31 protein-coding genes are annotated in these 24587 nt (G+C 70.6%); 16 read left to right on the forward strand and 15 right to left on the reverse strand.

Going from position 1 to position 24587, the window contains the following annotated elements; all coding sequences use genetic code 11:
- Positions 1-54: 54 nt before the first annotated feature.
- Positions 55-1614 (reverse strand): phytoene desaturase family protein, encoded by a 1560-nt coding sequence (locus ABD235_RS10585; protein ID WP_344172549.1) that lies wholly within the window; start codon positions 1612-1614, stop codon positions 55-57.
- 55 nt (positions 1615-1669) lie between these two features.
- Here ABD235_RS10585 and ABD235_RS10590 point away from each other — a divergent pair, with 55 nt between their 5' ends.
- The 7 genes from ABD235_RS10590 (at position 1670) to ABD235_RS10620 (ending at position 5291) form a co-directional block, all read left to right on the forward strand.
- Positions 1670-2107 carry an SRPBCC family protein gene (locus ABD235_RS10590; protein ID WP_344172551.1) on the forward strand — a complete coding sequence of 146 codons (438 nt, stop codon included), beginning with the start codon at positions 1670-1672 and terminating at the stop codon, positions 2105-2107.
- Complete coding sequence (locus tag ABD235_RS10595; protein WP_344172553.1) at positions 2104-2931, forward strand: SDR family NAD(P)-dependent oxidoreductase; 828 nt, start codon at positions 2104-2106, stop codon at positions 2929-2931. Before ABD235_RS10590 ends, ABD235_RS10595 begins: the two co-directional genes overlap by 4 nt.
- Positions 2932-3031: 100 nt before the next feature.
- A complete protein-coding gene (locus ABD235_RS10600; RefSeq protein ID WP_344172555.1) occupies positions 3032-3262 on the forward strand; it encodes a hypothetical protein in 231 nt (76 codons plus the stop codon).
- A 44-nt stretch (positions 3263-3306) separates the two neighbouring features.
- Positions 3307-3864 (forward strand): hemerythrin domain-containing protein, encoded by a 558-nt coding sequence (locus tag ABD235_RS10605; RefSeq protein WP_344172557.1) that lies wholly within the window; start codon positions 3307-3309, stop codon positions 3862-3864.
- 4 nt (positions 3865-3868) lie between these two features.
- Entirely contained in the window at positions 3869-4258 is a 390-nt protein-coding gene (locus ABD235_RS10610) for a hypothetical protein (RefSeq protein ID WP_344172559.1), read from the forward strand.
- Between the two features lie 86 nt (positions 4259-4344).
- Entirely contained in the window at positions 4345-5016 is a 672-nt protein-coding gene (locus ABD235_RS10615) for a DUF6766 family protein (RefSeq protein ID WP_344172561.1), read from the forward strand.
- 68 nt (positions 5017-5084) lie between these two features.
- Positions 5085-5291, forward strand: coding sequence for a hypothetical protein (locus tag ABD235_RS10620; RefSeq protein WP_344172563.1), 207 nt, complete (start codon positions 5085-5087; stop codon positions 5289-5291).
- 35 nt (positions 5292-5326) lie between these two features.
- On the opposite strand, the gene ABD235_RS10625 is transcribed toward ABD235_RS10620, so the two are convergent.
- Positions 5327-6208 carry a manganese catalase gene (locus tag ABD235_RS10625; protein WP_344172565.1) on the reverse strand — a complete coding sequence of 294 codons (882 nt, stop codon included), beginning with the start codon at positions 6206-6208 and terminating at the stop codon, positions 5327-5329.
- Positions 6209-6375: 167 nt separating this feature from the next.
- Here ABD235_RS10625 and ABD235_RS10630 point away from each other — a divergent pair, with 167 nt between their 5' ends.
- Complete coding sequence (locus tag ABD235_RS10630; RefSeq protein WP_344172567.1) at positions 6376-7179, forward strand: sigma-70 family RNA polymerase sigma factor; 804 nt, start codon at positions 6376-6378, stop codon at positions 7177-7179.
- Positions 7180-7186: 7 nt separating this feature from the next.
- Here ABD235_RS10630 and ABD235_RS10635 read toward each other — a convergent pair whose 3' ends face one another.
- On the reverse strand, positions 7187-7837 hold the full coding sequence (locus ABD235_RS10635) for a methyltransferase (protein ID WP_344172569.1): 651 nt from the start codon (positions 7835-7837) through the stop codon (positions 7187-7189).
- Positions 7834-8946, reverse strand: coding sequence for a carboxylate-amine ligase (locus tag ABD235_RS10640; protein WP_344172571.1), 1113 nt, complete (start codon positions 8944-8946; stop codon positions 7834-7836). The genes ABD235_RS10635 and ABD235_RS10640 overlap by 4 nt, the downstream gene beginning before the upstream one ends.
- Before the next feature lie 168 nt (positions 8947-9114).
- Between ABD235_RS10640 and ABD235_RS10645 the strand changes: the two genes are divergently transcribed.
- A complete protein-coding gene (locus ABD235_RS10645; RefSeq protein WP_344172573.1) occupies positions 9115-9570 on the forward strand; it encodes a DUF4383 domain-containing protein in 456 nt (151 codons plus the stop codon).
- Between the two features lie 93 nt (positions 9571-9663).
- Entirely contained in the window at positions 9664-10284 is a 621-nt protein-coding gene (locus ABD235_RS10650) for an acetate uptake transporter family protein (RefSeq protein WP_344172574.1), read from the forward strand.
- A gap of 9 nt (positions 10285-10293) precedes the next feature.
- Here the strand turns inward: ABD235_RS10650 and ABD235_RS10655 are convergent, their stop codons facing one another.
- Entirely contained in the window at positions 10294-11079 is a 786-nt protein-coding gene (locus ABD235_RS10655) for an SDR family oxidoreductase (protein ID WP_344172576.1), read from the reverse strand.
- 95 nt (positions 11080-11174) lie between these two features.
- On the opposite strand from ABD235_RS10655, the gene ABD235_RS10660 reads away from it, so the two are divergent.
- Positions 11175-11429, forward strand: coding sequence for a hypothetical protein (locus ABD235_RS10660; protein ID WP_344172578.1), 255 nt, complete (start codon positions 11175-11177; stop codon positions 11427-11429).
- 54 nt (positions 11430-11483) lie between these two features.
- Here ABD235_RS10660 and ABD235_RS10665 read toward each other — a convergent pair whose 3' ends face one another.
- The 3 genes from ABD235_RS10665 to ABD235_RS10675 all read right to left on the reverse strand — a co-directional run bounded on the left by ABD235_RS10665 (position 11484) and on the right by ABD235_RS10675 (position 13953).
- Complete coding sequence (locus ABD235_RS10665) at positions 11484-12605, reverse strand: L-dopachrome tautomerase-related protein (protein WP_344172580.1); 1122 nt, start codon at positions 12603-12605, stop codon at positions 11484-11486.
- Between the two features lie 24 nt (positions 12606-12629).
- On the reverse strand, positions 12630-13043 hold the full coding sequence (locus ABD235_RS10670) for a CBS domain-containing protein (RefSeq protein ID WP_344172582.1): 414 nt from the start codon (positions 13041-13043) through the stop codon (positions 12630-12632).
- Positions 13044-13119: 76 nt separating this feature from the next.
- Entirely contained in the window at positions 13120-13953 is an 834-nt protein-coding gene (locus tag ABD235_RS10675; RefSeq protein ID WP_344172584.1) for an SDR family oxidoreductase, read from the reverse strand.
- Positions 13954-14084: 131 nt separating this feature from the next.
- Here ABD235_RS10675 and ABD235_RS10680 point away from each other — a divergent pair, with 131 nt between their 5' ends.
- Positions 14085-14243, forward strand: coding sequence for a hypothetical protein (locus tag ABD235_RS10680; RefSeq protein ID WP_344172586.1), 159 nt, complete (start codon positions 14085-14087; stop codon positions 14241-14243).
- A 24-nt stretch (positions 14244-14267) separates the two neighbouring features.
- Here the strand turns inward: ABD235_RS10680 and ABD235_RS10685 are convergent, their stop codons facing one another.
- On the reverse strand, positions 14268-15113 hold the full coding sequence (locus ABD235_RS10685; RefSeq protein ID WP_344172588.1) for a hypothetical protein: 846 nt from the start codon (positions 15111-15113) through the stop codon (positions 14268-14270).
- Positions 15110-15604 carry a SigE family RNA polymerase sigma factor gene (locus ABD235_RS10690; RefSeq protein WP_344172590.1) on the reverse strand — a complete coding sequence of 165 codons (495 nt, stop codon included), beginning with the start codon at positions 15602-15604 and terminating at the stop codon, positions 15110-15112. Before ABD235_RS10690 ends, ABD235_RS10685 begins: the two co-directional genes overlap by 4 nt.
- A gap of 120 nt (positions 15605-15724) precedes the next feature.
- On the opposite strand from ABD235_RS10690, the gene ABD235_RS10695 reads away from it, so the two are divergent.
- Positions 15725-16468 carry an SDR family NAD(P)-dependent oxidoreductase gene (locus ABD235_RS10695; protein WP_344172592.1) on the forward strand — a complete coding sequence of 248 codons (744 nt, stop codon included), beginning with the start codon at positions 15725-15727 and terminating at the stop codon, positions 16466-16468.
- A gap of 55 nt (positions 16469-16523) precedes the next feature.
- On the opposite strand, the gene ABD235_RS10700 is transcribed toward ABD235_RS10695, so the two are convergent.
- The 4 genes from ABD235_RS10700 to ABD235_RS10715 form a co-directional block, all read right to left on the reverse strand.
- Entirely contained in the window at positions 16524-17462 is a 939-nt protein-coding gene (locus ABD235_RS10700; RefSeq protein ID WP_344172594.1) for an RNA polymerase sigma-70 factor, read from the reverse strand.
- A gap of 80 nt (positions 17463-17542) precedes the next feature.
- Positions 17543-18337 carry an inositol monophosphatase family protein gene (locus ABD235_RS10705; RefSeq protein ID WP_344172596.1) on the reverse strand — a complete coding sequence of 265 codons (795 nt, stop codon included), beginning with the start codon at positions 18335-18337 and terminating at the stop codon, positions 17543-17545.
- Between the two features lie 19 nt (positions 18338-18356).
- Positions 18357-19568 carry a GNAT family N-acetyltransferase gene (locus tag ABD235_RS10710; protein ID WP_344172598.1) on the reverse strand — a complete coding sequence of 404 codons (1212 nt, stop codon included), beginning with the start codon at positions 19566-19568 and terminating at the stop codon, positions 18357-18359.
- 57 nt (positions 19569-19625) lie between these two features.
- On the reverse strand, positions 19626-21029 hold the full coding sequence (locus ABD235_RS10715; protein WP_344172600.1) for a PepSY-associated TM helix domain-containing protein: 1404 nt from the start codon (positions 21027-21029) through the stop codon (positions 19626-19628).
- A 144-nt stretch (positions 21030-21173) separates the two neighbouring features.
- Here ABD235_RS10715 and ABD235_RS10720 point away from each other — a divergent pair, with 144 nt between their 5' ends.
- Together ABD235_RS10720 and ABD235_RS10725 are read left to right on the forward strand one after the other, a co-directional pair.
- Positions 21174-21719, forward strand: coding sequence for a hypothetical protein (locus tag ABD235_RS10720; protein ID WP_344172602.1), 546 nt, complete (start codon positions 21174-21176; stop codon positions 21717-21719).
- 123 nt (positions 21720-21842) lie between these two features.
- Complete coding sequence (locus tag ABD235_RS10725) at positions 21843-22400, forward strand: sigma-70 family RNA polymerase sigma factor (RefSeq protein WP_344172604.1); 558 nt, start codon at positions 21843-21845, stop codon at positions 22398-22400.
- Here the strand turns inward: ABD235_RS10725 and ABD235_RS10730 are convergent.
- On the reverse strand, positions 22386-22754 hold the full coding sequence (locus ABD235_RS10730; RefSeq protein ID WP_344172606.1) for a hypothetical protein: 369 nt from the start codon (positions 22752-22754) through the stop codon (positions 22386-22388). The genes ABD235_RS10725 and ABD235_RS10730 overlap by 15 nt on opposite strands.
- Before the next feature lie 180 nt (positions 22755-22934).
- Here ABD235_RS10730 and ABD235_RS10735 point away from each other — a divergent pair, with 180 nt between their 5' ends.
- Entirely contained in the window at positions 22935-24530 is a 1596-nt protein-coding gene (locus tag ABD235_RS10735) for a RecQ family ATP-dependent DNA helicase (RefSeq protein WP_344172608.1), read from the forward strand.
- Positions 24531-24587: the final 57 nt, after the last annotated feature.

The following is a 24587-nucleotide window of genomic DNA, read 5'->3' on the forward strand; positions in this document are numbered from 1 at the left end:
ATGCGCCCCGGTAGCCATCCGAAGCGCCCGGAAACCTCTGGAAAGCGACGTATTTCAGAGTCGCCGGATGCGGGCGTGCGCGATCGCGGCGCGGGCGGCGTTCGAGCCGCAGGCGCCGTGCACGCCGCCGCCCGGGTGAGCGGAGGCCGAGGCGAGGTACAGCCCCTTGACCGGCGTCTCGGCGCGGCCAAGGCCCGGGATCGGGCGGAAGACCAGCTGCTGGTGGAGAGCCGCGGTGCCGCCGTTGACCGCGCCCCCGACGAGGTTCGCGTTGCGGGCCTCGAGGTCGCGCGGGGTAAGGATGCGGCGGGCAACGATCCGGCCGGCGAAGCCCGGTGCCGCGCGCTCGACCTGGTCCTGCATCCGGTCAGCGAACCGCTGGCCCTCGTCGGCGGTCCAGGCGCCGGTGAAGTCCGCGTCGCCGCGGATCCGTTGCGGGACGTGGGTGTAGGCCCAAGCCGCCTCAGTGCCGGCCGGCGACCTGCTCGGATCGGCTGTCGTCATCTGGCCCATCAGCAGGAACGGTTCGTCCGGGACCCGGCCGGTCGCGATCTGCGCCGCCGCGACGCTCAGCGAGTCCACCGAGTCGGCGATGTGGACGGTACCCGGCGATTTCGACGGCTTCTCCTGCCACGGGATCGGCCCGTCGAGCGCCCAGTCCACCTTGACCGTGCCCGGGTCCCACTCGAAACCGCGCATCGCCCGCTTCACCCGGGCGGGGACGGCATCGGCCGGCAGCAGTTCGCCGTACAGAGCGGGCGCCGACACGTCCGCGAGCACCGCACGGCGTACGGGATGGAGCTCACCGCCCTCGGTCCGTACGCCGGTAGCCCGACCGCCCGTGACCTCGACGCCGGTGACCCGCTCGCCGCACCGGATCACCCCGCCACGCCCCACGAACCGGCGGGCCAACGCCAGGCTCAGCTGGCCCGCCCCACCCCGCGGCACCGGGTAGCCGAACTGCTGCCCGAGCATCACCAGCAGCCAACCCATCAACCCGGAACCCGCCGACTCCGGGCTGATGTCCGCGTGCTGTGCGTTCGTTGCGAGCAGCATCTTCGCCGCGTCCCCGTGGAAGTTCCGGTCCCCCAGCGAGCGGACCGACGACGCGAGCAGCCGGATTCGCTCCAGGCCTCGCCGGCCGAGCAGGTGCGACGCGAGCGCCGCGCCGGAGCGGACCGGCGGAAACGGGTCGAGCAGCAGCCCGACCATGCCGCGCTGGATCCGCCGCCAGTCGTCGTACATCGCCAGCCAGTTCTCGCCGTCGCCGGGTGCCATCCGCTCCAGCTCGGCAGCGGTCTCGAAGGGATCGTTGTGCACGATCGCCCAGCCGCCGTCGGTCATCGGGTTGCCGACCGGCGCCGGGGCGTTGGACCATTCCAGGCCCCACTCGTCGAGCTTCAGCGCCTGGATCGTGGGCGAGACCGCGGCCAGCGGGTAGAACGAGCTGAACGTGTCGTGGACGAACCCCTCCGCGACGTCCTCGGCGCTGCGGACCGCGCCGCCGACCTCCTCGTTCGCCTCGAGCAGGAGGACCTCCCAGCCCTGGTCGGCCAGCAGGTTGGCGGCCACCAGACCGTTCGGGCCCGCACCGATCACGATCGCGTCCGTCATGGCCGCCCGGTGTCCAGGAAGCGGTCAGGTCATGCGCGATGGGTACAGGGACGGCATGAGTGAGAACGAACGTCTGATCAACGCGTCCGTCGACGAGGTGTTCGCCGTCCTGACCGATGGCTGGTCGTACGCCGGGTGGGTGGTCGGCGCGTCCCGGGTCCGTGACGTCGAGGAGGGCTGGCCGAACCCCGGGTTCAGCATCCACCACTCGGTCGGGACCTGGCCCCTGCTCATCAACGACACCACCACGGTCGAGGAGTACGTCCCGAACTCGCTGCTGCGGCTGCGGGTCCGCGCCTGGCCGACCGGTGAGGGCCAGGTCGAGTTCGAGGCGACGGAGAAGGATGGTCGCTGCCACCTGGTGATTCGCGAGCACGCGGTGAAGGGCCCCGCCGCACTGATCCCCGCGGCGGTCGTCGACCCGGTCCTGAGCGCGCGCAACACCGAGACGCTGCGTCGCCTCGCGCTGATCGCCGAGGGACGTCACGGGTGATCGTCACCATCACGGGCGCGTCCAGCGGCATCGGCCGGGCCGCCGCCCTGGGCTTCGCCGCCCGCGGTGACACCGTCGTACTGGCCGGGCGGTCGCGCACCAGCCTCGACCGGGTCGCCGCCGAGTGCCGCGACCGCGGTGGTGAGGCCGTCGTCGCTCCGACCGACGTGGCCGACGCCGAGCAGGTCGACGTACTGGTCGAGTTGACCGTCGCGAGCTGCGGCCGGATGGACGTCATGCTGCACTGCGCGGCCGTGATGGCGTACGGCGAATTCACGCAGGTGCCACCGGACGTCTTCGAACGCGTGCTGCGCGTGGACATCGACGGCACCGTGCACGCCTCCCGCTCGGCGCTGCGCCGGTTCACGGAGCAAGGCGAAGGCCACCTGATCCTGCTCGGCTCGGTGGTCGGCAAGATGGCGCCGCCGTTCATGAGTTCGTACGTGACGAGCAAATGGGCCGTGCACGGCCTGGCCCGAGCGCTGCAGGCCGAAGTCCGTTCCAGCCCGGGGATCCACGTCAGTCTGGTGGCGCCGGGCAGCATCGACACGCCGGTCTACGAGCGGGCCGGCAACTACATCGGGCGGGTCGGGCAGCCTCCCCCACCGGTCGCCGACGTCGGCAAGGTCACGTCCGCGATCCTCGCGCTGGCCGACAGTCCACGCCGCGAGGTGTCGGTCGGCCTGATCAACCCGCTGATGGTCTTCGGCTTCCGCTACCTGCCGGCCGTGTACGACGTCCTGGTGACACCGTTGATGAAGCGTCTCGGTCTGTCCCGCACCCCGGTCGAGGCGACCCCGGGCAACGTCTTCGACCCCAGCTAGCCGAACGAGTGCATCGCCCCGGGTACCGGGGAGGCGGTCTGTCTGGACAAAGGCGGGCCTTCGGGGTGCACGAAAGGGACTCACGATGACTGTGGGTGGAGTGGACACGTACTACGACTACGAGAAGCGTCGATGGATGCACCGCAGGCTGGGCGGCGGACCCGTCCGGCCGGAACCGTCGAACCCGCCGGAAGCCGAGGAGGGGATTGACAGTCCGGAGGCCGGGTACCGGCTGGACCAGACCGTTGTCCCTCCCGAGGAGCGCAACGGCCGGCAGAGCGGAAAGACCGAAAGCAGCGCGCAGGGCGGCGTCGCCACCCAGCGGCGCTGACTTCGGCGTGCCGCAGTACTTCTGAACGAGAAGGGATCACCACCATGGCGGGCGATGTCGTCGATCTGATCATGCAGGACCACCGCGAGGTCGAGCGGCTGTTCGACGAGTTGAAGGACGAGCCGGACAAGCGCCCGATGCTGGTTCCGGTGCTGACCACCCTCCTGTCGGCGCACAGCCGCGCCGAGGAGTCCGCGGTCTACCCGGTCGCCGCCGCGGAGGCGGACGAGGCCGACGACGTGGCCCACAGCCAGCAGGAGCACGTCGAGGCCGACCAGCTGCTCGAGAAGCTCGGCAAGACCGACCCGACGTCGGGCGAGTTCGACAAGGTGCTGCAGAACCTCATCGACGCCGTGACCCACCACGTCGAGGAGGAGGAGACCAAGGTCCTCCCCGGCATGCGGAAGAACCTCAGCGACGAGCGCCGCGCCGAGCTCGGCGAAGCCTTCGCCGCCAGCCGCAAGGAGCACCTCGGTGACCAGCCCGAGGATATCACCCGCGAGGAACTGTTGCAGCAGGCCCGCAACGCCGACGTCTCCGGCGTCGCCTCGCTCGGCAAGGAGCAGCTGAAAAAGAAGCTGCAGGAGGAGTCCGAGGAGTAGTCCGGTGCGCAAGGCAACGGTCGTGGTGAGCACGGTGCTGCTCACCGCGACCGCCTGCGGCTCCGGTACGCCGGACGCCTCGTCGACGGTCGCCGAACGGTTCTACCAGGCGATCCAGGCCAAGGACGGCGGCACCGCCTGCTCGCTGCTGGCACCGAAGACCGCGCAGGAGGTCGAGGAGTCGGGCCAGGCGTCGTGCGACACCGCGATCCTGGACGAGGACATCCCCGACGGCGGCACCGTGACCGACCTGCACCAGTACGGCGGTCAGGCCCAGGTCCGGCTGCGCGGCGACACGGCCTTCCTGGCCGAGTTCGACGACGGCTGGAAGATCGTCGCGGCGGCCTGCACCCCGCAGGGCGAACAACCCTACGACTGCAAGCTCAAGGGGTGACCACCGATGCGCGCGATCTTCACCGTCTACCTCGGCCTGGTCGTCCTCGGCCTGGCGTACTTCTTCGCGCTGGGGGTGATGCACCGATGAAGCGACTTCGCAGCCACTCGCTGAGCCTGGGCTTCGGCGCGCTGTTCCTCGGCGCCCTGATCGGCCAGGCCTTCGCGGGCCTGGCCGACTTCAACAACCAGCAGGTCGCCGAAGGCCTGGCCACGGTCAGCTTGGGCCATTACGTCACCTCGGCCGACTTCGCCGTCGACGTCACCGAGAACTGGCAGAGCGAGTACCTGCAGTTCTTCCTGTACGTCGTACTGACGGTCTGGTGGGTCCAGCGCGGCTCACCCGAGTCCAAGCAGCTCGACGAGCGCGGCCGGGAGTCCGACGAGAAGCAGAAGGTCGGCAAGTACGCCCAGTCCGACTCACCCCAGTGGGTGAAGGCCGGAGGATGGCGGACCAGGATCTACTCCTCGTCGCTCGGCCTGCTGATGGTGACGGTCTTCCTGGCCTGCTGGCTCGTCCAGTCGGTCGCCGGCTGGTCGACGTACAACGAGCAGCAGCTCGAGCAGCTCCAGGATCCCCTGTCCTGGCTCTCCTACCTCGGCTCAGCCGACTTCTGGAGCCGCAGCCTGCAGAACTGGCAGTCCGAGTTCCTCGCGGTGGGTTCGATGGCGGTCTTCAGCATCTACCTCCGCCAGCGCGGCTCCCCCGAGAGCAAACCGGTCGGCACCTCCCACGAGTCCACCGGCATCGCCGGCTGACCAGCGCGTGCGCATGGAGGGGCGGACGTCGGGTACAGCATGATTTTCCCCGGACGGAGGACCGAACCATGGGTGCCGCACTGGTAATACCACTGATCGTCATCGTCCTGGCAGCGGTCGCCTACCTGGTATGGACGCTGTTCGCGGCCGGCCGCGGCGCTGTCGAGGTGGCCAAGTCGGCGCGCGGTGAGAACTCGGGCGAGACCGCGGCCCACACCGACACCGACGATCACAGCAAGATCCGCGACGTCTCGACCAAGCCGCCGCAGGAGTAGCAGCCCGGCCGGCCGGCGACCGGCCGGGCCGGGCGTCACTCCTTCTTGAGTTTGTCCTGGGCGGTTCCGGCCAGCTTCTCCATGGTGTTGGGCAGGTCGGTCGTGCCGTAGAAGCGGGCGTCCGGGTGGGTCGGCGGCGGCATCGGGGCGCTCGTGGTGGGGCCGTCGTGGTAGGTGAACTCGCCGTTGCCGTCCGGCGTCGGGCCCTTGGCCCAGGTGCCCTCGCTCGCGGTCTGGCCGTCGCTGAAGTTGAGGTACTGGTACGAGACCTCGGTGTGCTCCTTGCCCTGCGGGAAGTTGCTCGGCACCGGCAGCTTCTCGGCGCCTTCCTCGCGGAGTTCGGCTGCGGCGGCCAGCCACATGTTCTGGTGCATCGTGTCGCGCGCCAGCAGGAACGACAGCAGATCACGGACGCCGTGGTCGTCGGTCATGTGGTACAGCCGGGCGACCTGCACCCGGCCTTGCATCTCCGCGTTGGCGTTGGCCTGGAAGTCGGCCAGCAGGTTGCCACTGGCCGTGATGTAGCTGCCCTGCCACGGGTTGCCCATGCTGTCGGTCGCCCGCGCGCCGGCGCCCGCGACGATGGCCTGCTGGATGTCGGTGCCACCGACCACGGCCGCGACCGTCGGATCGTCCTGGACCGCGTCCTCGGTGATGCCGAGCGGCGCCTTCTCCAGCAGCTGGGCGATCATCGTGGCCAGCATCTCCACGTGCCCGACCTCCTCGGCGCCGACACCGAAGACCAGGTCGCGGTACTTGCCGGGCGTGTGCATGTTCCAGCCCTGGAACATGTACTGCATTGCCACCGTGATCTCGCCGTACTGGCCGCCGAGCACCTCCTGCAACTTGCGCGCGTAGACCGCGTCGGCACGATCCGGCGTGGACTTGAACTGCAACTCCTGACGATGGAAGAACATTCGCCGCCTCCTCGGGGCTAGGGGAAGCCGCAGGGTTCCCCAAGCCTTCCCGTACAAACGGTCGGCGAGCAGCGATTGTGGCCGGGAAACGTGGGTATCGGGCGACAGTCCGGCGACAGGTCAAACCGCGGCCGCCCCGGCCGGATCTTCGGTGAGCAGGCCCGCCCATGCCTCGAGATCACGCAGCCCACCCGTCCACCACCGTCGAGCGGCGACAGGTCCTGCGGGACCGGCGCTCGGCGGAGATCGAGCACCTGCTCCGGCTCGGCGCCGCCGTCGACGCGGACCGCAGGGCGTCGTACCAGGACCGGGCCGTCGAGCTCGGGGTTCCGATGGCGCACACGCTGGCCGCCCGGTACCGACAGCGCGGTGTCGAGCGCGAGGACCTGAACCAGATCGCCTGCGTCGGTCTGGTGAAGGCGGTGCGCGGCTACCGTCCCGGCCCGGAGACCGACTTCCGCTCGTACGCCGTACCGACGATTCGCGGCGAGCTGCGCAAGCACTTCCGCGACACGGCCTGGATGGTCCGGCCGCCGCGCCGGATCCAGGACCTGCAGACGGCGATCAACGCGACCGAGGGCGAGCTGGCGATCCGCCTGCAGCGTTGGCCGACGTACGACGACCTGGCGACGGCGATCGGCGTACCGGCCGGTGAGATCGTCGACGCGCAACGCGCGCAGGGCTGCTTCCACCCGGTCTCACTGGACGCCCGGTTGCGGACAGCGCCGGACCTCACGCTGGAGCATCTGCTCAGCGGGCCGGGCAACACCTACGAACTGGTGGAGCACGTCGAGACGCTGCGCCCGGTGGTCGCCCAGCTGCCCGAGCGCGACCGGCTGATCCTGCGCCGGAGGTTCGTGGACCACCGCAGCCAGGCCGAGATCGGCGCGGAGATCGGGGTCAGCCAGATGCAGGTCTCCCGACTGCTCCAGCGGATCATGCTGCTGCTGCGCTCGGCGCTGCTGGCCTGAGGATCTGTCAGCGGACCAGTGGCACCGTGGCCCGGATGACCACGACGTCTTCCTCGTCGATGTCGGCCGGGATCCTGCCTTCGGCTTGCTGGGCTCGCATCAACGGGCCCAGCGGCCCGCGGACCTGCGTCCGGACCTCGGCATCGACCAGGCCGGCGGCCCGCAGCCGGTCCAGCGTGGTCTCGGTGCCGATGAGCGAGGAATGGACGAGCAGCAGCACCCCACCGGGCCGCAGGTGGGCCAAAGCCCCGTCGCACAACGCGTCGAGGACGATCCGACCGTCGTGGCCCGCTTCCCACGCGCGGCTGGCGCCACGGCGAGGCACCTCGGGCCTCGGTGAGGGCACGTACGGTGGGTTGCTGGCGATCAGGTCGAACTGTTCGCCGGCCACCGGCGCGAAGTTCCGGCCGCGCCGCGTCCGCACGCGAAGGCCGGCCCGGGCCGCGTTGAGCCTGACCGTGAGCAGCGCTCGCCGGGAGACGTCGACCGCTGTCGTGGACGCGCCGCACTCGGCCGCGGTCAGGGCGAGAACGCCGCTGCCCGTACAGATGTCGAGCGCCGTCGAGCCTGGGCCGAGGCGCTCCTGGCGGATGGCGTCGGCCAGCATCCACGAGTCGGAGATCGGGGCGAAGACGCCGGGCAGCGTGAGCAACTTCATCGGGTGAACACCTCCGTGAGCCAAGGGACCGAACCTTCGGGACCGAGCGCCCGGAGGTGCTCCACCGGCGGGTCCTCCACGATCGCGCGGGCGTCGTCGAGGTCCGCCGGTGCGTAGGGCTCGGCGAAGTCGATGAGGTCGTGCAACAACCGGCGGGTGGGCCGGGCCTCGCCGGTCCGAAGATCGAGCAGTTCGCCCCGGACGCCGTCACGCAGCGCGGCCCACCGGTTCTCGGCGATCCTCCAGGTCGGTGCCGGCGGCTGCAGCCCGCCGAGTTCGTGCCGCTCGGCCAATCCGGTGGCGAGTGCGTGGACGAACCCGGCGATCGCGTGGGTCCGATCCACGGTGGCCTGGACGTCGAGGACCCGCAGTTCGAGGGTGCCGTAGCGCAGGTGCGGCCGCAGCTCCCACCACCATTCGGAGCCGTCGGCAACTGTTCCGCCGTGGGCGAGCCAGTCGAGATCCTCGGCGTACTGCTCCCAGGAGGCGATGACCGGCGGTACGCCTTGGCGGGGCAACAGGGAGGCGATCACCGGACGTACCGAGCACAGGCCGGTGTCGCGTCCGCCGATGAAAGGCGACGCACCGGCCAGTGCGGCCAACTCCGGCAGGAGATTCCGCAGTGCGTGGTACACGGCCAGCGTGGTGTCGGCGTTGCCGAAGGCAAGGTGTATCTGGAGCGACGAGACCAGCTGGCGTTCGATCACCGAGCGGTACCGGGCACCGAGCTCGGCCGCCCGCGCCGTCGGTGACAGCGTGGCGGGTCCTTCGAAGAGCGGATGCACGGGTGCGGCGATCACGGCAAGTTCCGGGTCGCAGGCCGCAGCCAGCAACGCGCGGGTGGCGCGCAACTCGTCGACGGCGCCCGCGACGTCCTTGTGTACGGCGGTCGCGATCTCGACCTGGCAGGCCACCAGCTCCGGCTTCACCCGCGGGTCGTCGATGCGCGCCAGCACCGGGGCCGCGTCCGCGGGCGCCCAGTTGCCCCGCCGTACGAGCAGCAGCTCTTCTTCGAAGCCCACGGTCCCGGCCACGGTGCTCGAGAACAACGACCGGAGGTCGTCCGGGCGGGTCGGCGCGGGGGTGGGATCGGGTGTGGCAGCGATCATGAAACCTCCCGTCGGCACCGAACGAGACGGTGCCGGCGTTCCTGAGGCTCACCTCCGAACCTGACCTGCCGGTACCCGGCGCAAAACCGGTCGTGCGGCGGGCGATATCGGCCGTTACGCGGGGGTACCGGGGCCCGAAGTTTCCTCACTCACAGGAAGGTCGGGCTCATGGCGCAGGCCGGCATCAGCAAGAACTCCACCACCACCGTCCAGAAAGCGGCCACCGCGGTAGCGGTCGTCTTCCTGGTCGTGGGCGTCCTGGGATTCATTCCCGGGATCACCACCGACTACGACACGATGACGTTCGGCGGCCACCACTCCGAGGCCAAGCTGCTGGGCATCTTCCAGGTGTCCATCCTCCACAACATCGTGCACCTGCTGTTCGGCATCGCCGGTCTGGCGCTGGCCCGATCGTTCAGCGGAGCCCGCAACTACCTGATCGGCGGCGGCATCGTCTACCTGGTGCTGTGGATCTACGGCCTGGTCATCGACCAGACCAGCTCCGTGAACTTCGTACCGGTCAACACCGCCGACAACTGGCTGCACTTCGTCCTCGGCGTCGGCATGATCGGTCTCGGCGTCGCCCTGTCCCGCGACGTCCGCACCCACGCGCACAGCCGCTGATCCGGACACACCACATGGTCGGGCCGACACCCAAGGGTGCCGGCCCGGCCTTGTTGTCGGACTACCGAGGCCGATCGCGGGTACCGCACTGGCATGTCCACCGTCGAACCCCGCGTGGTCGTCCGGCCGCTCGCGACCCCGCTCCCCCTCGGCTTCCTCGCGCTCTGCATCGCCACGCTGTCCTTCTCCGCGGTCCAGCTGCACTGGATTCCCGCGTCGCAGGGCCACACGGTCGCCTTGGCCGCCGTCGCCCTGACCGCGCCCCTGCAACTCCTGGTCTGCGTCATCGGCTTCCTCGCCCGCGACCCGGTCGCGGCGACGGGCATGGGCGTCCTGGCAGGATCCTGGGCAGCCGCAGGCCTGGCCACCCTGTCCGCGCCACCAGGGGCGCTCAGCGGCGGCCTCGGGATCGTGCTGGTCGGTGCCGGGCTCGCGATGCTCGTCCCGACCGCCTCGGCGCTCGCCAAACCGGTCGCCGCGCTCGTCATGGGAATCAGCGCGCTGCGCTTCGGCGTCACCGGGATCGCCCACCTCGCCGCCTCCGACCAGTGGCTGACCGTCGCGGGATGGATCGGCGTCGTCCTCGCCGCGGTCAGCCTGTACGCCGCCCTGGCGTTCGAGCTCGAGGCGACGGCGAAGCGCCCGGTGTTGCCTCTCCTCCGGCGGGACGCCGTGGCAACCGACGAGGAACCGGGCGTCCGCTCGCAGCTCTGACCGACGCCCTTACGGGCGGCGCCAAGACGGGTCTTGCAGGTGGCTGCCGGCCATTGGGCCCATCTGCAGCATTCCGCCGTCGGCGGCGATGCTGGTGCCGGTGATGTACGACGCCTTCGGCGAGGCCAGGAACGCGATCACCGCGGCGATCTCGCGGGCGTCGCCCGGGCGGCCGAGTGGCACGCCAGGGCGGTCCTTGCCGTGCGGGTCCTCGTCGGTCTGGCCTGTCATCGGGGTGGCGATCTCGCCCGGGGCGACCGAGTTGGCGGTGATCCCGTGCTCCCCCAGCTCGATCGCCAGCGTCTTCACCAGCAGGCCGAGCCCGCCTTTCGCCGCGTCGTACGGCGCGGCCCCGACGCGCGGCTGGTGCTCGTGCACGCTGGTGACGGCGATCAGCCGGCCGCCGCGGCCCTGCTCGATCATCCGCCGCGCGGCCCGCTGCAGGCACAGGAAGGCGCCGTCGAGGTCGACGCTGATCACCTTGCGCCACTCGTCGTACTCGAGGTCGACGGCGAGCTTGCTCGTTCCGGTCCCGCTGTTGGCGACCAGTACGTCGACGCCGCCGAGCGATTCGATCAGCTCGTCGACCGCGCTCACGGCGCCCGGCAGCTGCTCCAGATCCAGCTGCCGCACCTCGGCACGCCGTCCGGTCGCGCGAACCTCCTCGGCCGTCTCCTCGGCGCCGTCGTGATCGCTGTGCCACGTCACGCCGACGTCGAAGCCGTCCTGCGCGAGCGCCACCGCGGCGGCGCGTCCGATCCCACTGTCCGATCCAGTCACGATTGCTACAGGCATGCCCGCGCGGTACCCCCGCCGTACCATCGAAAACGGCGACCGCCCGCCGTGTCGTGGACGGGCGCTTGACTCACCGCCGGCCGGGTACCGGTGGAGTGCAGACCGTTGCTCTCCGAGGAGGTTGCGATGCCCGGCAAGTCGTCGAACGTGAAGAACGAGAAGCAGTACGAGGCGCTGAAGGACAAGGGCATGCCAAGGAGCGCGCCGCGAAGATCGCCAACGCACCGAAGTCGAGCGAGCACGGCGGTCAGCAGAGCGGCAAGGGCGGCAACAGCAAGCAGGGCGGAACCACCGCCCAGAAGAAGAAGGCCGGCAGCAAAGGCGGAAAGGCGACCGCCAGCAAGAGCTGACTCCCTGGCCGGCCGCAGCACTGACGTGCCTGCTGCGGCAGGCCGAGTCGGGGTTCAGCGCATCAGACGGACCGGACCGGCGTCGATCGGAGTACGGAACAGCGCGTACGGCGGCTCACGGAGGTCCTTGCCGCCCTGGTAGTCCGCCTGCCGATGCAACTGGTTCGCGGTCACGTACAGGTAGCCCTCGGCGACCGCCAGGGTGTCCGGCCAGAGCAACCGCACGTCGTACAGGAGCGTCTCGAAAGTACCGTCCGGAAGACGACGCAGTACGGCGTTGTGCTCGCCGGCCGTGATGTAGAACCGGCCCTTGTCGTCGCTCTCCAGGCCGTCCCCGACGCCGCCCTTGTCGCCCTCGTCCACGACGGTCGCGGCCACGTCGTCGTCGGACACCGAGCGGTCGAACAGCGCCTCGGTGGACACGCTGTACCAGTGCCTGCTCGCCAACGGGCAGTACCAGAGCCGTTGTCCGTCGGCCGAGACGGCGATGCCGTCCGAACCCATCGCGACGGGCTCCGAGGGGCCGTTCCCCGGCTGCTTGAGGAACGGCCGGCCCTCGACGATCGGGCGGCAGTTGCTCAGGGCAACTGCCTTGGTGCTGGGATGGTCGTGCAACCGTCGCCACGCCTCACCGGTACCGAGGTCGACCACGACGATCCCGTTCGGGCCCGACTCCGAGGAGTCGGTGATGTAGGCCGCGCCCGCCGTACCGCGGGTCAGGTCGAACCGGACGTCGTTCAGGTAGGTCGTCTCCAGCGCGACGTCGCGGGGCATGACGATCGTGCTGACCACTTCGTCGGTGGTCAGGTCGACGCAGACCAGCTTCGGACCGCCGTACCGCGTCGGCTGGAACATCGGGCTGCCGGTGTCCAGCACCCACAGGCGATCCGCGGGATCGACCACTACCGACTGCACCGACACGAAGGCGTTCGCGTCGTCCACATCCTTCGCGGAGTTCCAGCCGCTGTCGGGATACGGTCGCTCCTCCCCGGCGCGAAGCTCGACGACCGTCGCCGCGGGATGGTCGCCCCACTCCGGGAAGTTGACGAAAACCCGCCCACCGCGCGACACCGTGACGCCGGTCGGCATGGCTCCGTCGAACGAGTGCACCAACTCCAGCTCGCCCACCGGCTCGGACGCCTTCAGGTTCCGGGGATTGCCTGCGTTGCTGCTCATCGTGCCTCCATCGCCGGACTCAGCTCACTGGGAGATGTCCTGAACGGTGTCACCGGTCTGCTGCTCGGACATCGCGCGGGCGACGTCGGCCTGGGCCAGCATGCCGACCAGGTCGTGACCGTCGATCACCGGCAGCCGCCGTACCTGGTGCTTGCTCATCGTCTGCATCGCTTCCTCGATGCTGTCGTCGGCACCGATGGTCACCGGTTTGCCCTGCCCGAACTGGCCGGCCAGCGCGGTGGCCGGATCGCCGCCCTCGGCGATGCAGGACACCACGATGTCGCGATCGGTCAGCATGCCCTTGAGCCGGTTGTCCTCGCCGCAGATCGGCAGCGCGCCGACGTCCAGGTCACGCATCTTGCGCGCGGCGTCCACCAGCGTCTCGTTCTCGCCGACGCACTCCGCGCCGGCCGTCATCAGATCGCGTGCCTTGGTCATCATCACTCCCTGGGGGTTGGGGTCCTCGGCGCCCCGGTGCCCAGCGGTTCCCGCCCCATGCAGCGGCTGCGGCGCCTTACTTGCCGGGCGTCGTGACCCGTTGTGCGATGCGATCGAAGAGGCGATCAGGCACCAACCGCCGGACCTTCGGTACGACGGTCGCCGCCGCCCCGCTGGTGTAGCGGGTCCGCGGCCGAGCCACCGTCACCGCTTCGACGATCCGCTCGACGCCTTGGTCGACCCCGGCGCTCTCCTTGCCCATCCGCGACAGCCGTTCGCGCAACGCGTCGACCCGCTCGCGGTAGCGATCGTTCGGCGGCAGCGAGTCGAGCGTCTTGGCCGCCTTGGACCAGATCGGGGTCGCCAGCGGACCCGGCTCCACGATCACCACCTGGACGCCCTCGGGCGCCAGCTCCTGCCGCCAGGCGTCCGCGATCGCCTCGAGCGCGTACTTCGACGCGTGGTACGCACCGGCGAACCCCACCGCAACGAGCCCGCCGACCGACCCGACCAGTACGACGCGAGAGCCGTCGACTCGCCGCAGCATCGGCAGGAACTGCTGCGTCACCGCGACCTGCCCGATCACGTTCACCTCGAACTGCTCCCGCAGGTTCTCGATCGGCAGGGTCTCCAGCGGCCCGGGGAACCCCTTGCCCGCGTTGTCGACCAGCGCATGCAGCCCTTCCGAGCCCAGCGCGAGATCGACCTGCCCTGCGAACTCCTTGATCGACGCCGCACTCGTCACGTCCAGCCGTACGACGGTCGTCCGGTCCGACGTCTGCCGGTCCAGCACCTCGGCGTCGTGCTGGTCGTGCACCCCGGCGAACACCCGCCACCCGTCCCGGTCCAGCCGAACCGTCGTCGCCGCCCCGATCCCACTGCCCGCCCCGGTCACCACCGCGCTGCGCATAGCTCTCCTTCCGTCGAGCCACGCCGGTGCCCCGCGAGCGCCGGGTTCAAGCGCTCCGTGCCGGTTTGCGGGTCCCGATCCAGGAAACCGGGTGGGTGTTGCGAAGACATCCCCGACCGAAGGACGCCGCGATGAGCACCACACCGATCCCACCCGTGCCGTTCCTGCCCGACCCGGCTGACCCCGACCGCCCGGCCGGGGCAGATCCCGACGACCCGGACACCACGCTAGACCCGGAGCCCGAACCCGACGCCGACGAGGACCCGGACGAGCAGCTCCCCCGGGACTGACACCCTCCGGAGGAGCGGCCTCGATCAGCTGCTGATCTTGAACTTCGGGGACGTCACCAGTTCCGCCAACTGCTGAGCGGTGAACACCGGCTGCGCCAGCGGCGGTCGCTGCGCGTCCTCGCTCTGCCTGGCCTGTGCCAGGAGCACGACGGTGCCGTCCTCGTACCGGTAGGCGGCCCATTGGTCGAAGCTCCTGCTCCCCTTGGCGGTCCGCACGCCGACCTTCTTGCCGTCGACGTCCACCACAGCACAGTCACCGGTGTCGCCCCAGAAACTCTTCGCCAGCTGGCACGGGTCCGCTGCAGGCTTGCCGTCGGGCGTGATCGACTGCACCAGCAACTGCCCGACTCCGCTGCCCTTCTGCACCGGGATCATGGCCAGGTACTCCCAGTAGTCCTGCTCCCCGTCGCTCGACGCGTACTGGCTCTGCGGCCATCTCATCTTGCGCCCGTCCGGGTACTTCAGGTCCGGTGTGCTGAACCCGGCCGGCACCAGCGAGGAGAGGTCCGTCATCAGCGTCACGGACCGATCGGCGCGCGGACCCGCGGTCGCCGTACGGTCCACCTGGCCCTCCGGCCACGGGTCGTTGGTCTTGCGCGTCGTCGGCGCCGCGCTCGGCGTCGGCGTCGTACTAGTGCCACCGGCAACCATCGGGCTCGCCGACCGGTCACCGGCCAGGTCGGCGACGATCGCCGGTCCGACCGCGACGACAACCGCCAGCGGTACGACGGCAACGCCCGCCCACGCGATCGTTCGCCGCTTGCGCGCCCGGCGGCCCTGCTCGCGCGCTCGTGCGGGATCCATCGACCCTGGTGGGCTGCTGCGCACCATCACGTCGTGCAGCGCCTCGTTGAGATCCTCTTCGTTCACCGAACCTTCTCCTCTTCCAGCAGACCGCGCAGCGTCGCCAACCCGCGCGCGGCCTGGCTCTTGACGTTTCCGGGCGAGCAGTCGAGCAGCACGGCGGTCTGTTCGACGGACTGGTCCTCCCAGTACCGCAGGACCAGTACGGCGCGCTGCCGCGGCGGCACCTTGACCAGCGCCTCCAGCAGCACCAGCCGCTCCTCGGCCTGACCAACCGCCGGCGCCGCCCGATCAACCGTCGGCGACCCGACCGACTCCAGCCGGAACCACCCCCGGCGCCGCTCGGACAGGAACGTACGGACGAGTGTCTGCCGGGTGTAGCTGTCCATCGCCTCGTGCCGCTGAATTCGCCGCCACACCAGGTACAGCTTGGTGAACGTCTGCTGCACCAGGTCCTCCGCACGATGCCAGTCGCCGCAGAGCAAGTACGCCGTACCGCGCATCGCGTCGGAGCGCGCCGCGAAGTACGCCTCGAACGCGGCGTCCCGGTCACTCATCTGGTCTCCCCTCCTCGTTCTTCGGGTTAGACACGCCTCCGGAGCCGAAGTTGGTTGCATCCACCGGCGTATTCCTCGAACCGGATGTCACAGCCGCCTGCGGTACCTCGTCTCGGGGGCATGACGAACACGATGCAGACCTCGGTGCTGATCACCGGAGGCAACAAAGGACTTGGTTTCGAGGCGGCCCGGCGGCTTGGGGAGCAGGGATGGAAGATCTTCCTCGGTTCGCGCGACGTCGGCCGGGGGACCGTGGCGGCCGAGAAGCTGGCGGCCGACGGCGTCACCGTGGTGATGGTCCCGCTGGACGTGACGTCCGACGAGTCGGTGGCGGAGGCGGTCCGGCTCGTACGGGAGCACACCGACCGGCTGGACGTGCTGATCAACAACGCCGGCGCCCCGGGCCGGGGCGTAGCGCCCGCGGACGCGACGGCCGACGAGATCCACTCGGTCTACGACACCAACGTGTACGGACCGGTCAGGGTCACCCACGCGTTCCTGCCGCTGCTGCAGGCGGCGGAGAACCCGCGGGTGGTGATGGTGTCCAGCGGCGGCAGTTCCTTCACCGTCGTGACCGATCCCGAACAGCCGTTCTCGAAATTCCACGAGCTCGCCTACAGCTCGTCGAAGGCGGCGCTGAACATGCTCACCGTCCGGTACGCGCAGGCGCTGCCGGGGATCAAGTTCAACCTCGCGACGCCCGGCGAGATCGCGAACAAGAAGTTCGCCGCGACCGACATGAACAACCACACCGGCGCGCTGACCGTCACCGAGGGCACCGACTCGATCCTGCGGCTCGCGATGCTGGACGCCGACGGGCCGACCGGCATCTTCGTCGACCGCCTGGGCCCGGTCGCGTGGTGAGCGCCTGACGGGCTCCGGGCGGAGCGTTCGGTCCGCCCGGAGCCCGGCGTACAGGTCAGTCGGGCCGGCGGGTCTGCCGGAGCGCTCGGGTGATCGCCCAGGCGTCACCGACCGGGCCGACGTGGCCGAGCTTGTCCGGGTTGAGCACTGAGCGGATCGTCTGGATCCGCCCGTCGAGCGTGTCGAGCACGAACGTGCAGACGACTCCGCCGGCCCGGTCGCGAAGGATCGCGCCCGGCTGACCGTTCAGCGCGCGCACCTCCACGCTCGCCTCCAGCCCGGCGAGCGCCGGGAAGAACGACGCGAGCAGCCTGGACACGTTGTCGGCGCCGACCACGCTCCGAGCCAGCGCGGGCGCCTTGCCACCACCGTCTCCGACCAGCTGTACGTCGGCCGCCAGCAAGTCCCGGACGCCGTCGACGTCGCCGTCGCGCAGCGCGTCGAAGAACCGGGCGGCGAGTTCCTCGCGTTCCTGACGATCGGCCTGGAACCGGGGCCGCCCGAGATCCATGTGGCGTCGCGCCCTCACCGCCAGCTGCCGGCAGGCGGCCTCCGACCTCCCGACGGCCGCAGCCACCTCCGGAAAGCCGAAGCCGAAGACCTCCCGCAGCACGAAGACCGCGCGCTCCAGCGGAGACAGCCGCTCGAGCAGGAGCAGCGCGGCCATCGACACCGAGTCGGCCAGCTCCGCGGACCGCGCAGGATCGTCGTACGGGTCGTCGAGCAGCGGCTCGGGGAACCACTCTCCGACGTACCGCTCCCGCCGGACCCGCGCCGACCGCAGGACGTCGATCGAGATCCGCGTGACCACCGCCGACAGGTACGCCTTGGCCGAGACCGGCTTCGTCCCCGCGGACTCGTACCGCAGCCAGGTCTCCTGCACCGCGTCCTCCGCCTCGGCCACACTGCCGAGAATCCGGTAGGCGATCGAGAACAGCAGCCCCCGCAGCTCGTCGAACTCCTCCCCCGGCGTAGGTCCGAGAACCTCCGTCACCAGCCCTCACCTCCCTGTCCCATCCCGGCGATCACACCCCCAAGACGAAACAGCCCCGTCCTCGTGTGACATCGAGCAATTCAGTCGAAGGGCCAGGTACTCCGAGCAAGCTCCCAAGCCTGCGGCGTCGTCGCCGCGAGCGTCCCGAGCCCGGTCGCGTCGGCGCGGTAGTCCGTGCCGTCCAGACGGCGGGCCACCCCGCCGGCCTCGGCCAGCAGCAGCGAACCCGGCGCGTGGTCCCACGGCAGGATCCGTCCCCAGCAGATGAAGTCGATCGAACCCTCGATCAGCGCCGGATAGTCACACGCCGAGTTGAGGCTGCCCAGCGTCCGCCGGTACGGGACCGGACGTGACTCCATCAGCGCGTGCTGCTCCGGCGGGAAGAAGCGCGTGTGGAAGACACCGCGCAGGTCCGCGACCGCAGGCGCCGTCGTGCCGACCCGCACCCGCTCGCCGTTGCGGAACGTTCCCGCCCCGGCCTCGGCCTGCCAGCCGACGCCGAACTCCGGCTGCCAGATCCAGCTGGCGACCGCCTCGCCGCGCTCCACCAGGGCGATCGCCATCCCGTACGCCGGATCGCCGTCCACGAAGTTGCGTGTGCCGTCGACCGGATCCACCAACCAGCAGGAACCGCCCGGATACAGCACGTCGAGCACCGACGGATCGGCCGCCACGGCCTCTTCGCCGACCACCGGCAGGTCAGGCCGTACGGCGCGCAGCGCGGACTCCAGGAACGCCTCGGCCTCACGGTCCGCGATCGTCACCCAGTCCCCCGGCGACTTCTCCGCCATCTCCGCGTCGGCCAGCGCCCTGAACCTCGGCCGGACGAACCGGTCGCCGGCCTCCTGCAAGAGCGCCAGTACGTCGTCCGCCACGTCCCGCGCGCTCCCGCGGTCAGAAGATCTCCAGGCTGACCGGCGCGACCGACCACCCGAAAGCAGCTGTGGCCGCGGCAAGCGCACCGGGAGTGTGCTCCTTCACCCGCCCAGTGGCGGCGAACTCCGCCAAGGGCCGGCCGCCGAGGTACGCCGCGGCGAACTCAGTCACCGATGCCGAAAGATCCGGCGCGGACTCGGTCCGCTCGCAGCTTGCCTTCTCGGTGTCCCCGGTCAGCCGGAAGCGCCCGTTGTTCGCCTCAACGAGATCGTCGGTCACCTCGATCACCACGTCGACGGCGGTCGCGTAACGTCGCTGGGCAAGGGCGCGCGGAACATCGGTGAGCCGAACCCACAGCGACTCCCCCACCCGGCGGTTGAGCGCGGTCGGGTTGCTCACCAGCTGCAGCAGCGGCTCGTCCACGGCGGCGTGGCCGTACTCCAGCTTGGCGGCCAGATCGAGCGTCAGCAGGTGCTGCCACAGCACGTGGTACGCCGTCGGCTCGAGCGCGACCAGCTCCTCGACCGACACCTCGTTCGCCGGACCGGTGGGCCCCCAGTTCATCTTGCCGCGCCACAGCGCGTACCCGTCGATCACACCCGCCGAGTCGCGATGCACCAGGATGTGCCGGGCACTCTTCCCGCCGCGATGGTCAGGCTTGTCCTGCAGCAGCCCGCGCCACACCAGCTCGGACCGCCCTGACACCCCCGGACGCCTCGTCTGGAACTCACCCAGTACGCCGGCCAGCAGCCCCGGCGCCTCCTCGGCCGAGATCTCCTCGAGGAGACCCACCGAGCCGGACACAGGACGCGGCCTCACCCGGTGCAGGTCGACCTCGTACGACACGCCCCACGCCGCCGACGCGTAACCGAATCGGCCGTAGATGCCCGACTCGCTCGCCCACAGCACCGCCAGCGCCTCGGGCGCCTCGCGCAACTGCCGACTCATCAGCCCGGACAGAATCCCCCGCCGCCGGTGCGTCGCCCGGACCCCGACCGCGGTGACGTGCGCCGCCCCGACCACGGCGCCCGGGACCGACAGGTCACGAGTCATCGCCTTCGCCGTACCGACGAACTGGTCGCCGTCCACGGCGACCAGCGCCCGCTCCGGCTCGAACTGCTCCCGGTCCAGGTCGGTCGGCGAGCTCTCGAACATCATCGCCGCCGCGAACAGTCCCGAGAACCGGTCGTGCTCGTCCGCCGTCGCCGTCCGCACCACGTAGTCCACCATCACGGCATCGTCACACGCCGCTCCGACAATTCTCCACAGCTTTCTGCCGGGCAGCTTCTACCGGGCGACGTTGAACCACGCTCGCAGCGCACCGACCCGGCGCAGGACGAGCTGGTCGAGCAGCAGGACGGCGGCCAGGGTGATCCCGAACAGCGGCAGAAACAGCGCCAGCGCAACGACCAGCACCGCCAGGGCGGGAGTCGCCCGCAGCGGGAGGCGGCCGCGCGGCGCGCCGAGCGCCTTGGTCTTCGGGCGGCGACGCCACCACATCAACGGCCCGCTGACGCACATGAACATCACGCCCAGGCAGAAGGCCGTCGTCAGCCAGAAGTTCAGGAGACCCAGGCGCCGCCCCTCGTGCAGGGCGATGCCCTGGGCCACGACCTTCGCCAGCGCCGGGTAGTCGCTGTACCCGTACGTCGAGACCACGCGGCCGCCGTACTGGTCGACGTGCAGGGTGCGTTCCTTGCCGGGGTCGCTGAAGGCGTACCCGATCGCGGAGAACACGCCTTCGCTGTCGGCCGGCAGCGCGACCGTCATCGGGCGCTGCAGCCCGTTGCGCTGACCCACCTCGATCGCGGTGTCGACGGTGGCGACCGAGCGGCGCCCGTCCTGGGGATTCGAGCGCGGCACCTCGGTGTTGCCGAGGCCCCAAGGAACGGTGTGGCTGTGCGGGAGCGACTCGTCGAGCGTCGAGGTCGGCTTCGACAACGCGCCCGGGTCGGCGCCCCAGAACGACGTCCCGTGGCTGGTCGCGAACTCCTGCGTCTTGGCGCCCCAGAACCCGGTCCACGGCAGTCCGGACACGATCAGGAACAGCAGCCCGACGCCGAGGATCGCGCCCGTCCGCCCGTGCCGGGACCGCAGTACGGCGCCCGCCGCACCCGCGGCCCGGCGCCTGGCCCGCGCCACCCGTCCACGGACGAAGAGGTAGTAGCCGGTCAACGCCATCACGATCGCCCAGCAGGCGGCGACCTCGATGACGAAGTCACCCACCCGCCCCGCCATCAGTTCCCCGTGCAGCAGGATCGCGCCGCCCGACAACGTCGTGTCCGGGTTCAGCGAGCCCAGGACCGTGCCCTCGTACGGATCCACGAAGACGTCGCGCGGGCCGGCGGCGGTGTCGACCGAGAAGACCGTCGAGCGGTCCGGGCCGGACGGCTCGGTCATCGAGACCACGGTGGCGTCGGGAAGGGCCCGCTGGACCGCGTCGAGCTGCGCCGAGTACGGCTGGGCGACCAGACCCGCGGCATGGTCGACCTTCATCAGATCGGCGTGCAGAACGGGCTCCAGCTGGAAGCGGAACAGGTAGATCAGCCCGGTCGTGGCCAGGATCAGCAGGACCGGGACGACCAGGAAGCTCGCGTAGAAGTGCCACCGCCAGAACGCCCGGAACAGTCCCGACCCGCGCCCACGGGCAGCGGGGGTCGCGACCCCTTCGACAACCGTCCCAGCACTCACGCCGCACTCCTTCTGTTCGTCGTCCGCATCAGGAGTCGGTTCACGAGCTCGTTCAGTTCCAGTGACCTGGCTCACACCGAGCCCGAGGTTCCGGTACGCCGGGCTCTGGGGCCCCGCGCGGCGGGATGCGACGATGGTCCGGCCATGCAGCAGCACTGGGGAACCCGAGCCGCCCGCGCCGTGATGTTCACGGCCGTCTGCGTGCTGCTCGCCGTCCTCGGCCACGTCGTGATGTCCGGCGCGTCGGTCCCGTGGTGGGCGGTCGTCCCGGCGTCCGCGTCGATCGCGACCGCCACCTGGATCCTGGCCGACCGGGAACGCTCGGTGCCGTTCGTCGTCGTCGGCACGGTCGTCGCCCAGGCCGAGCTGCACGTCGTGTTCACGCTGGCCCAGTCGTTGCTCCCGGCCCCGATGCACCACCACCTGGCGGACTCGTCGTCGGTGGGAATGCTGGCCGCGCACCTGATCGCCGCGCTCCTGTGCGGCCTCTGGCTCGCGTACGGCGAGCACGCGACGTTCGCCGTACTGCGGACCGTCGCCGACCGGATCCTGCTCCTGCTCGACCCGTGGCGCAGCACTCCGTCCTGGCCGCGGCTGCGGCCGATTCCCACGACGGCGCCGCCCCGGCAGTACCTGCTCGCCGACGCCATCACCTCCCGAGGTCCACCGCGCGGAACCGCTGTCGCCTGACAGCACGCACACCCGGGCCCGACGCCCGGGTCCGAGCCATGCCGTTCGGCAGGCCCGCGTACTTCCGCCCGCCGGCCGCGTCACCAGCGCGGCCGGATCCTGAACCTCAGAAGGACTTCTGTCATGACGTCTGCCCAGTTGGAGCATCCGCCCAACGACCCCTGCACCCATCTCGCGATCGCCGCCCGCAACGGCGATCTCGTGGCCCTGGACAACTTCGTCCGGGCGCTCCAGCGCGACGTACGCCGCTACGTCGTACACCTCGCCGACGATCCGCAAGCGGCCGAGGACCTCACCCAGGAGACGTTCCTGCGCGCGCTGACCAGCCTGCACCGGTTCCAGGGCCGGTCGTCGGCCCGGACCTGGCTGCTGGCCATCGCCCGCCGTACCGTCGTCGACGACCTGCGCCGCCGGGCGTCCCGACCCCGCATCGCCGACCGGGACTGGCAACTCGCCGCGGACCAGGCCCAGCCTTGCGACCTCCCCGGCTTCGACGACGGCATCGCCCTCGCCGAGCTCCTCGACCAACTCCCCCGCGACCGCCGTGAGGTCTTCGTCCTCACCCAACTGGCCGGCGTCCCGTACGCCGAGGCCGCCGCCCACCTGGGCTGCCCGATCGGGACCATCCGCTCGCGCGTCGCCCGAGCCCGAAGCACCCTCGCCGACTCACTCGTCGCCTGACCCCGCGGCTGCGTGCGGCGTATCGGTCGGTACGCCGTACGGAGCCGCACCCAGAGCAACCGGCGACCCCGTCCTGGGGAGGTCCCGCAGGGCGCGTTCCAGGGTCCGGGCCACGGCGCGGTCGCAGCAGGTGTCGTCGCCCATCCAGACCTGGTGGACGAAGACCTCCGCAACCAGCTCGGAGGGACGTCCGCAGTCGCCGGCCGAAGCCTCGATGAACTCGCGGGCCCGGCTCGCGCTCACCCCGAACGACTCCATCAGCACACCCACAGCCTCTTCCACCGCCGTCAGCTCCGCGGTTCGCGAGCTGCCGCCACCGCCCCGGTCCGAGCGCATCATGATGTCGGTCCTCACAACGAACTGGTAGCGACTCCCGGCTCCAGGTCGAACCTTGCCACCAGCCCCTACCCGGTACCCCGGCGCCGGACCCGCATTCCCGCGCTGGGGCGAACAGGCGTGCCGGGCATCGGGCCGGGTACCGCACCGTCGAACTTTCGGCCGCACGGGCCGAGTGCGATCCAGGGGGAGGTCCGAGTGCGCGAGCAGCTCGAGCAGGAGGCGCGGGCCCGGTTCGGATGGACCGAACTGCGGCCAGGTCAGCTGGCGGCGATGACCGCGGTGATGGAAGGCCGCGACACGCTCGCGGTGATGCCGACCGGCGCCGGCAAGTCCGCGATCTTCCAGGTCACAGCTCCGCTGCTCGGCGGCCTGACCGTCGTGGTCAGCCCGCTCATCTCGCTGCAGCACGACCAGGTCGCCCATCTGGACGGCGCCGCGGCCCGGGAGCTGAACAGCACGATCAGCGGCACCGAGCGGGTCGAGATCTTCGCCGCGCTGGACGACGGCCGGATCGATTTCCTCTTTCTCGCCCCGGAGCAGTTGACCAAGCCCGACGTACTGGACCGGCTCGCCGCGGCGCAGCCGACGTTGTTCGTGGTCGACGAGGCCCACTGCGTGACGTCCTGGGGGCACGACTTCCGGCCCGACTACCTCCGTCTCGGCGACGCCGTCGAAGCTCTCGGACACCCGGTCACCGTGGCGCTGACCGCGACCGCCGCGCAGCCTGTGCGCGAGGAGATCGTCGAGCGGCTGCGGCTGCGCGACCCGCTGGTGGTCGTCGCCGGCTTCGACCGGCCGAACCTGCACCTGGCGGTACTGCCCGCGAGCGACATCGACGTACGGCGGGAGCTCGTGCTGCGACAGGCGACGGAGAACTCGGGCTGCGGCATCGTCTACACGGCCACCCGGCGTGAGACCGAGGAGTACGCCGCGGCGCTGACCGACCGGGGCCGACGCGCCGCGGCGTACCACGCCGGGTTGCGCAAGGCGCAGCGCGGCGCCACGCACGACGCCTTCCAGGCAGGCGACCTGGACGTCGTCGTGGCGACGACCGCCTTCGGCATGGGGATCGACAAGCCGGACATCCGGTTCGTGGTCCACGCCGCGCTGGCGGACTCGCTCGACTCCTACTACCAGGAGATCGGCCGGGCCGGACGGGACGGGGAGGAGGCGAAGGCGGTGCTCGTCCACGGGTCCGGCGACCTTGGCCTGCGCCGGTTCCAGACCGCGTCGCCGCCTGACGTCGAACTGGTCGAGCGAGTACTCACCACGATCCGGAGGTCGGAGCGAGCCCTGCTCCGCAGCGAGATCGCCGAACGCACCGAGCTCTCGCGGCCGTTGGTCGGACGGTGCTGCTCACTGCTCGAACAGGTTCGGGCCGTGCGGTTCGGCAAGCGCAACCGGCTGCATCCCGTCGGCGACTCCCCTACGGCCGCCGACGACGCCGTGGCGCTGGCCGAGACGAGGCAGCGGGTCGAGCAGTCGCGGCTGGACATGATGCGCGAGTACGCCGAGACGAGCGGCTGCCGGCGGCAGTTCCTGCTCGCGTACTTCGGTGAGCAACTCGCCGGTCCGTGCGGCCACTGCGACACTTGCGAAGCCGGGCTGCCCGACACCGGCGCGACCGATTCGCCGTACCGGGTGAACGACCGGGTGCGGCACGAGGAGTTCGGACCGGGCGCGGTGCTTCGGTTCGAGGACGGCAAGATCGTCGTCCGGTTCGACGCGGTCGGGTACCGCACGCTGTCTTTGGCGACGGTTGAGGAGAAGGGGCTGCTGACACCGCAGTGATCCAGGCTTGTGCTCGGCGCGGAGGCGTGCAGACTGTAAGCACCGGTCGGCGTCCAG

Source organism: Kribbella lupini (assembly GCF_039529595.1).
Taxonomy (GTDB): Bacteria; Actinomycetota; Actinomycetes; order Propionibacteriales; family Kribbellaceae; genus Kribbella; species Kribbella lupini.

Bases quoted from the DNA above. Each gene is read 5' to 3' on its own strand.
- ABD235_RS10585 (WP_344172549.1), bottom strand. From the start codon at position 1,614: ATGACGGACGCGATCGTGATCGGTGCGGGCCCGAACGGTCTGGTGGCC.
- ABD235_RS10590 (WP_344172551.1), top strand. From the start codon at position 1,670: ATGAGTGAGAACGAACGTCTGATCAACGCGTCCGTCGACGAGGTGTTC.
- ABD235_RS10605 (WP_344172557.1), top strand. From the start codon at position 3,307: ATGGCGGGCGATGTCGTCGATCTGATCATGCAGGACCACCGCGAGGTC.
- ABD235_RS10615 (WP_344172561.1), top strand. From the start codon at position 4,345: ATGAAGCGACTTCGCAGCCACTCGCTGAGCCTGGGCTTCGGCGCGCTG.
- ABD235_RS10620 (WP_344172563.1), top strand. From the start codon at position 5,085: ATGGGTGCCGCACTGGTAATACCACTGATCGTCATCGTCCTGGCAGCG.
- ABD235_RS10625 (WP_344172565.1), bottom strand. From the start codon at position 6,208: ATGTTCTTCCATCGTCAGGAGTTGCAGTTCAAGTCCACGCCGGATCGT.
- ABD235_RS10630 (WP_344172567.1), top strand. From the start codon at position 6,376: ATGCCTCGAGATCACGCAGCCCACCCGTCCACCACCGTCGAGCGGCGA.
- ABD235_RS10635 (WP_344172569.1), bottom strand. From the start codon at position 7,837: ATGAAGTTGCTCACGCTGCCCGGCGTCTTCGCCCCGATCTCCGACTCG.
- ABD235_RS10640 (WP_344172571.1), bottom strand. From the start codon at position 8,946: ATGATCGCTGCCACACCCGATCCCACCCCCGCGCCGACCCGCCCGGAC.
- ABD235_RS10645 (WP_344172573.1), top strand. From the start codon at position 9,115: ATGGCGCAGGCCGGCATCAGCAAGAACTCCACCACCACCGTCCAGAAA.
- ABD235_RS10650 (WP_344172574.1), top strand. From the start codon at position 9,664: ATGTCCACCGTCGAACCCCGCGTGGTCGTCCGGCCGCTCGCGACCCCG.
- ABD235_RS10655 (WP_344172576.1), bottom strand. From the start codon at position 11,079: ATGCCTGTAGCAATCGTGACTGGATCGGACAGTGGGATCGGACGCGCC.
- ABD235_RS10665 (WP_344172580.1), bottom strand. From the start codon at position 12,605: ATGAGCAGCAACGCAGGCAATCCCCGGAACCTGAAGGCGTCCGAGCCG.
- ABD235_RS10670 (WP_344172582.1), bottom strand. From the start codon at position 13,043: ATGACCAAGGCACGCGATCTGATGACGGCCGGCGCGGAGTGCGTCGGC.
- ABD235_RS10675 (WP_344172584.1), bottom strand. From the start codon at position 13,953: ATGCGCAGCGCGGTGGTGACCGGGGCGGGCAGTGGGATCGGGGCGGCG.
- ABD235_RS10680 (WP_344172586.1), top strand. From the start codon at position 14,085: ATGAGCACCACACCGATCCCACCCGTGCCGTTCCTGCCCGACCCGGCT.
- ABD235_RS10690 (WP_344172590.1), bottom strand. From the start codon at position 15,604: ATGAGTGACCGGGACGCCGCGTTCGAGGCGTACTTCGCGGCGCGCTCC.
- ABD235_RS10695 (WP_344172592.1), top strand. From the start codon at position 15,725: ATGACGAACACGATGCAGACCTCGGTGCTGATCACCGGAGGCAACAAA.
- ABD235_RS10710 (WP_344172598.1), bottom strand. From the start codon at position 19,568: ATGGTGGACTACGTGGTGCGGACGGCGACGGCGGACGAGCACGACCGG.
- ABD235_RS10720 (WP_344172602.1), top strand. From the start codon at position 21,174: ATGCAGCAGCACTGGGGAACCCGAGCCGCCCGCGCCGTGATGTTCACG.
- ABD235_RS10725 (WP_344172604.1), top strand. From the start codon at position 21,843: ATGACGTCTGCCCAGTTGGAGCATCCGCCCAACGACCCCTGCACCCAT.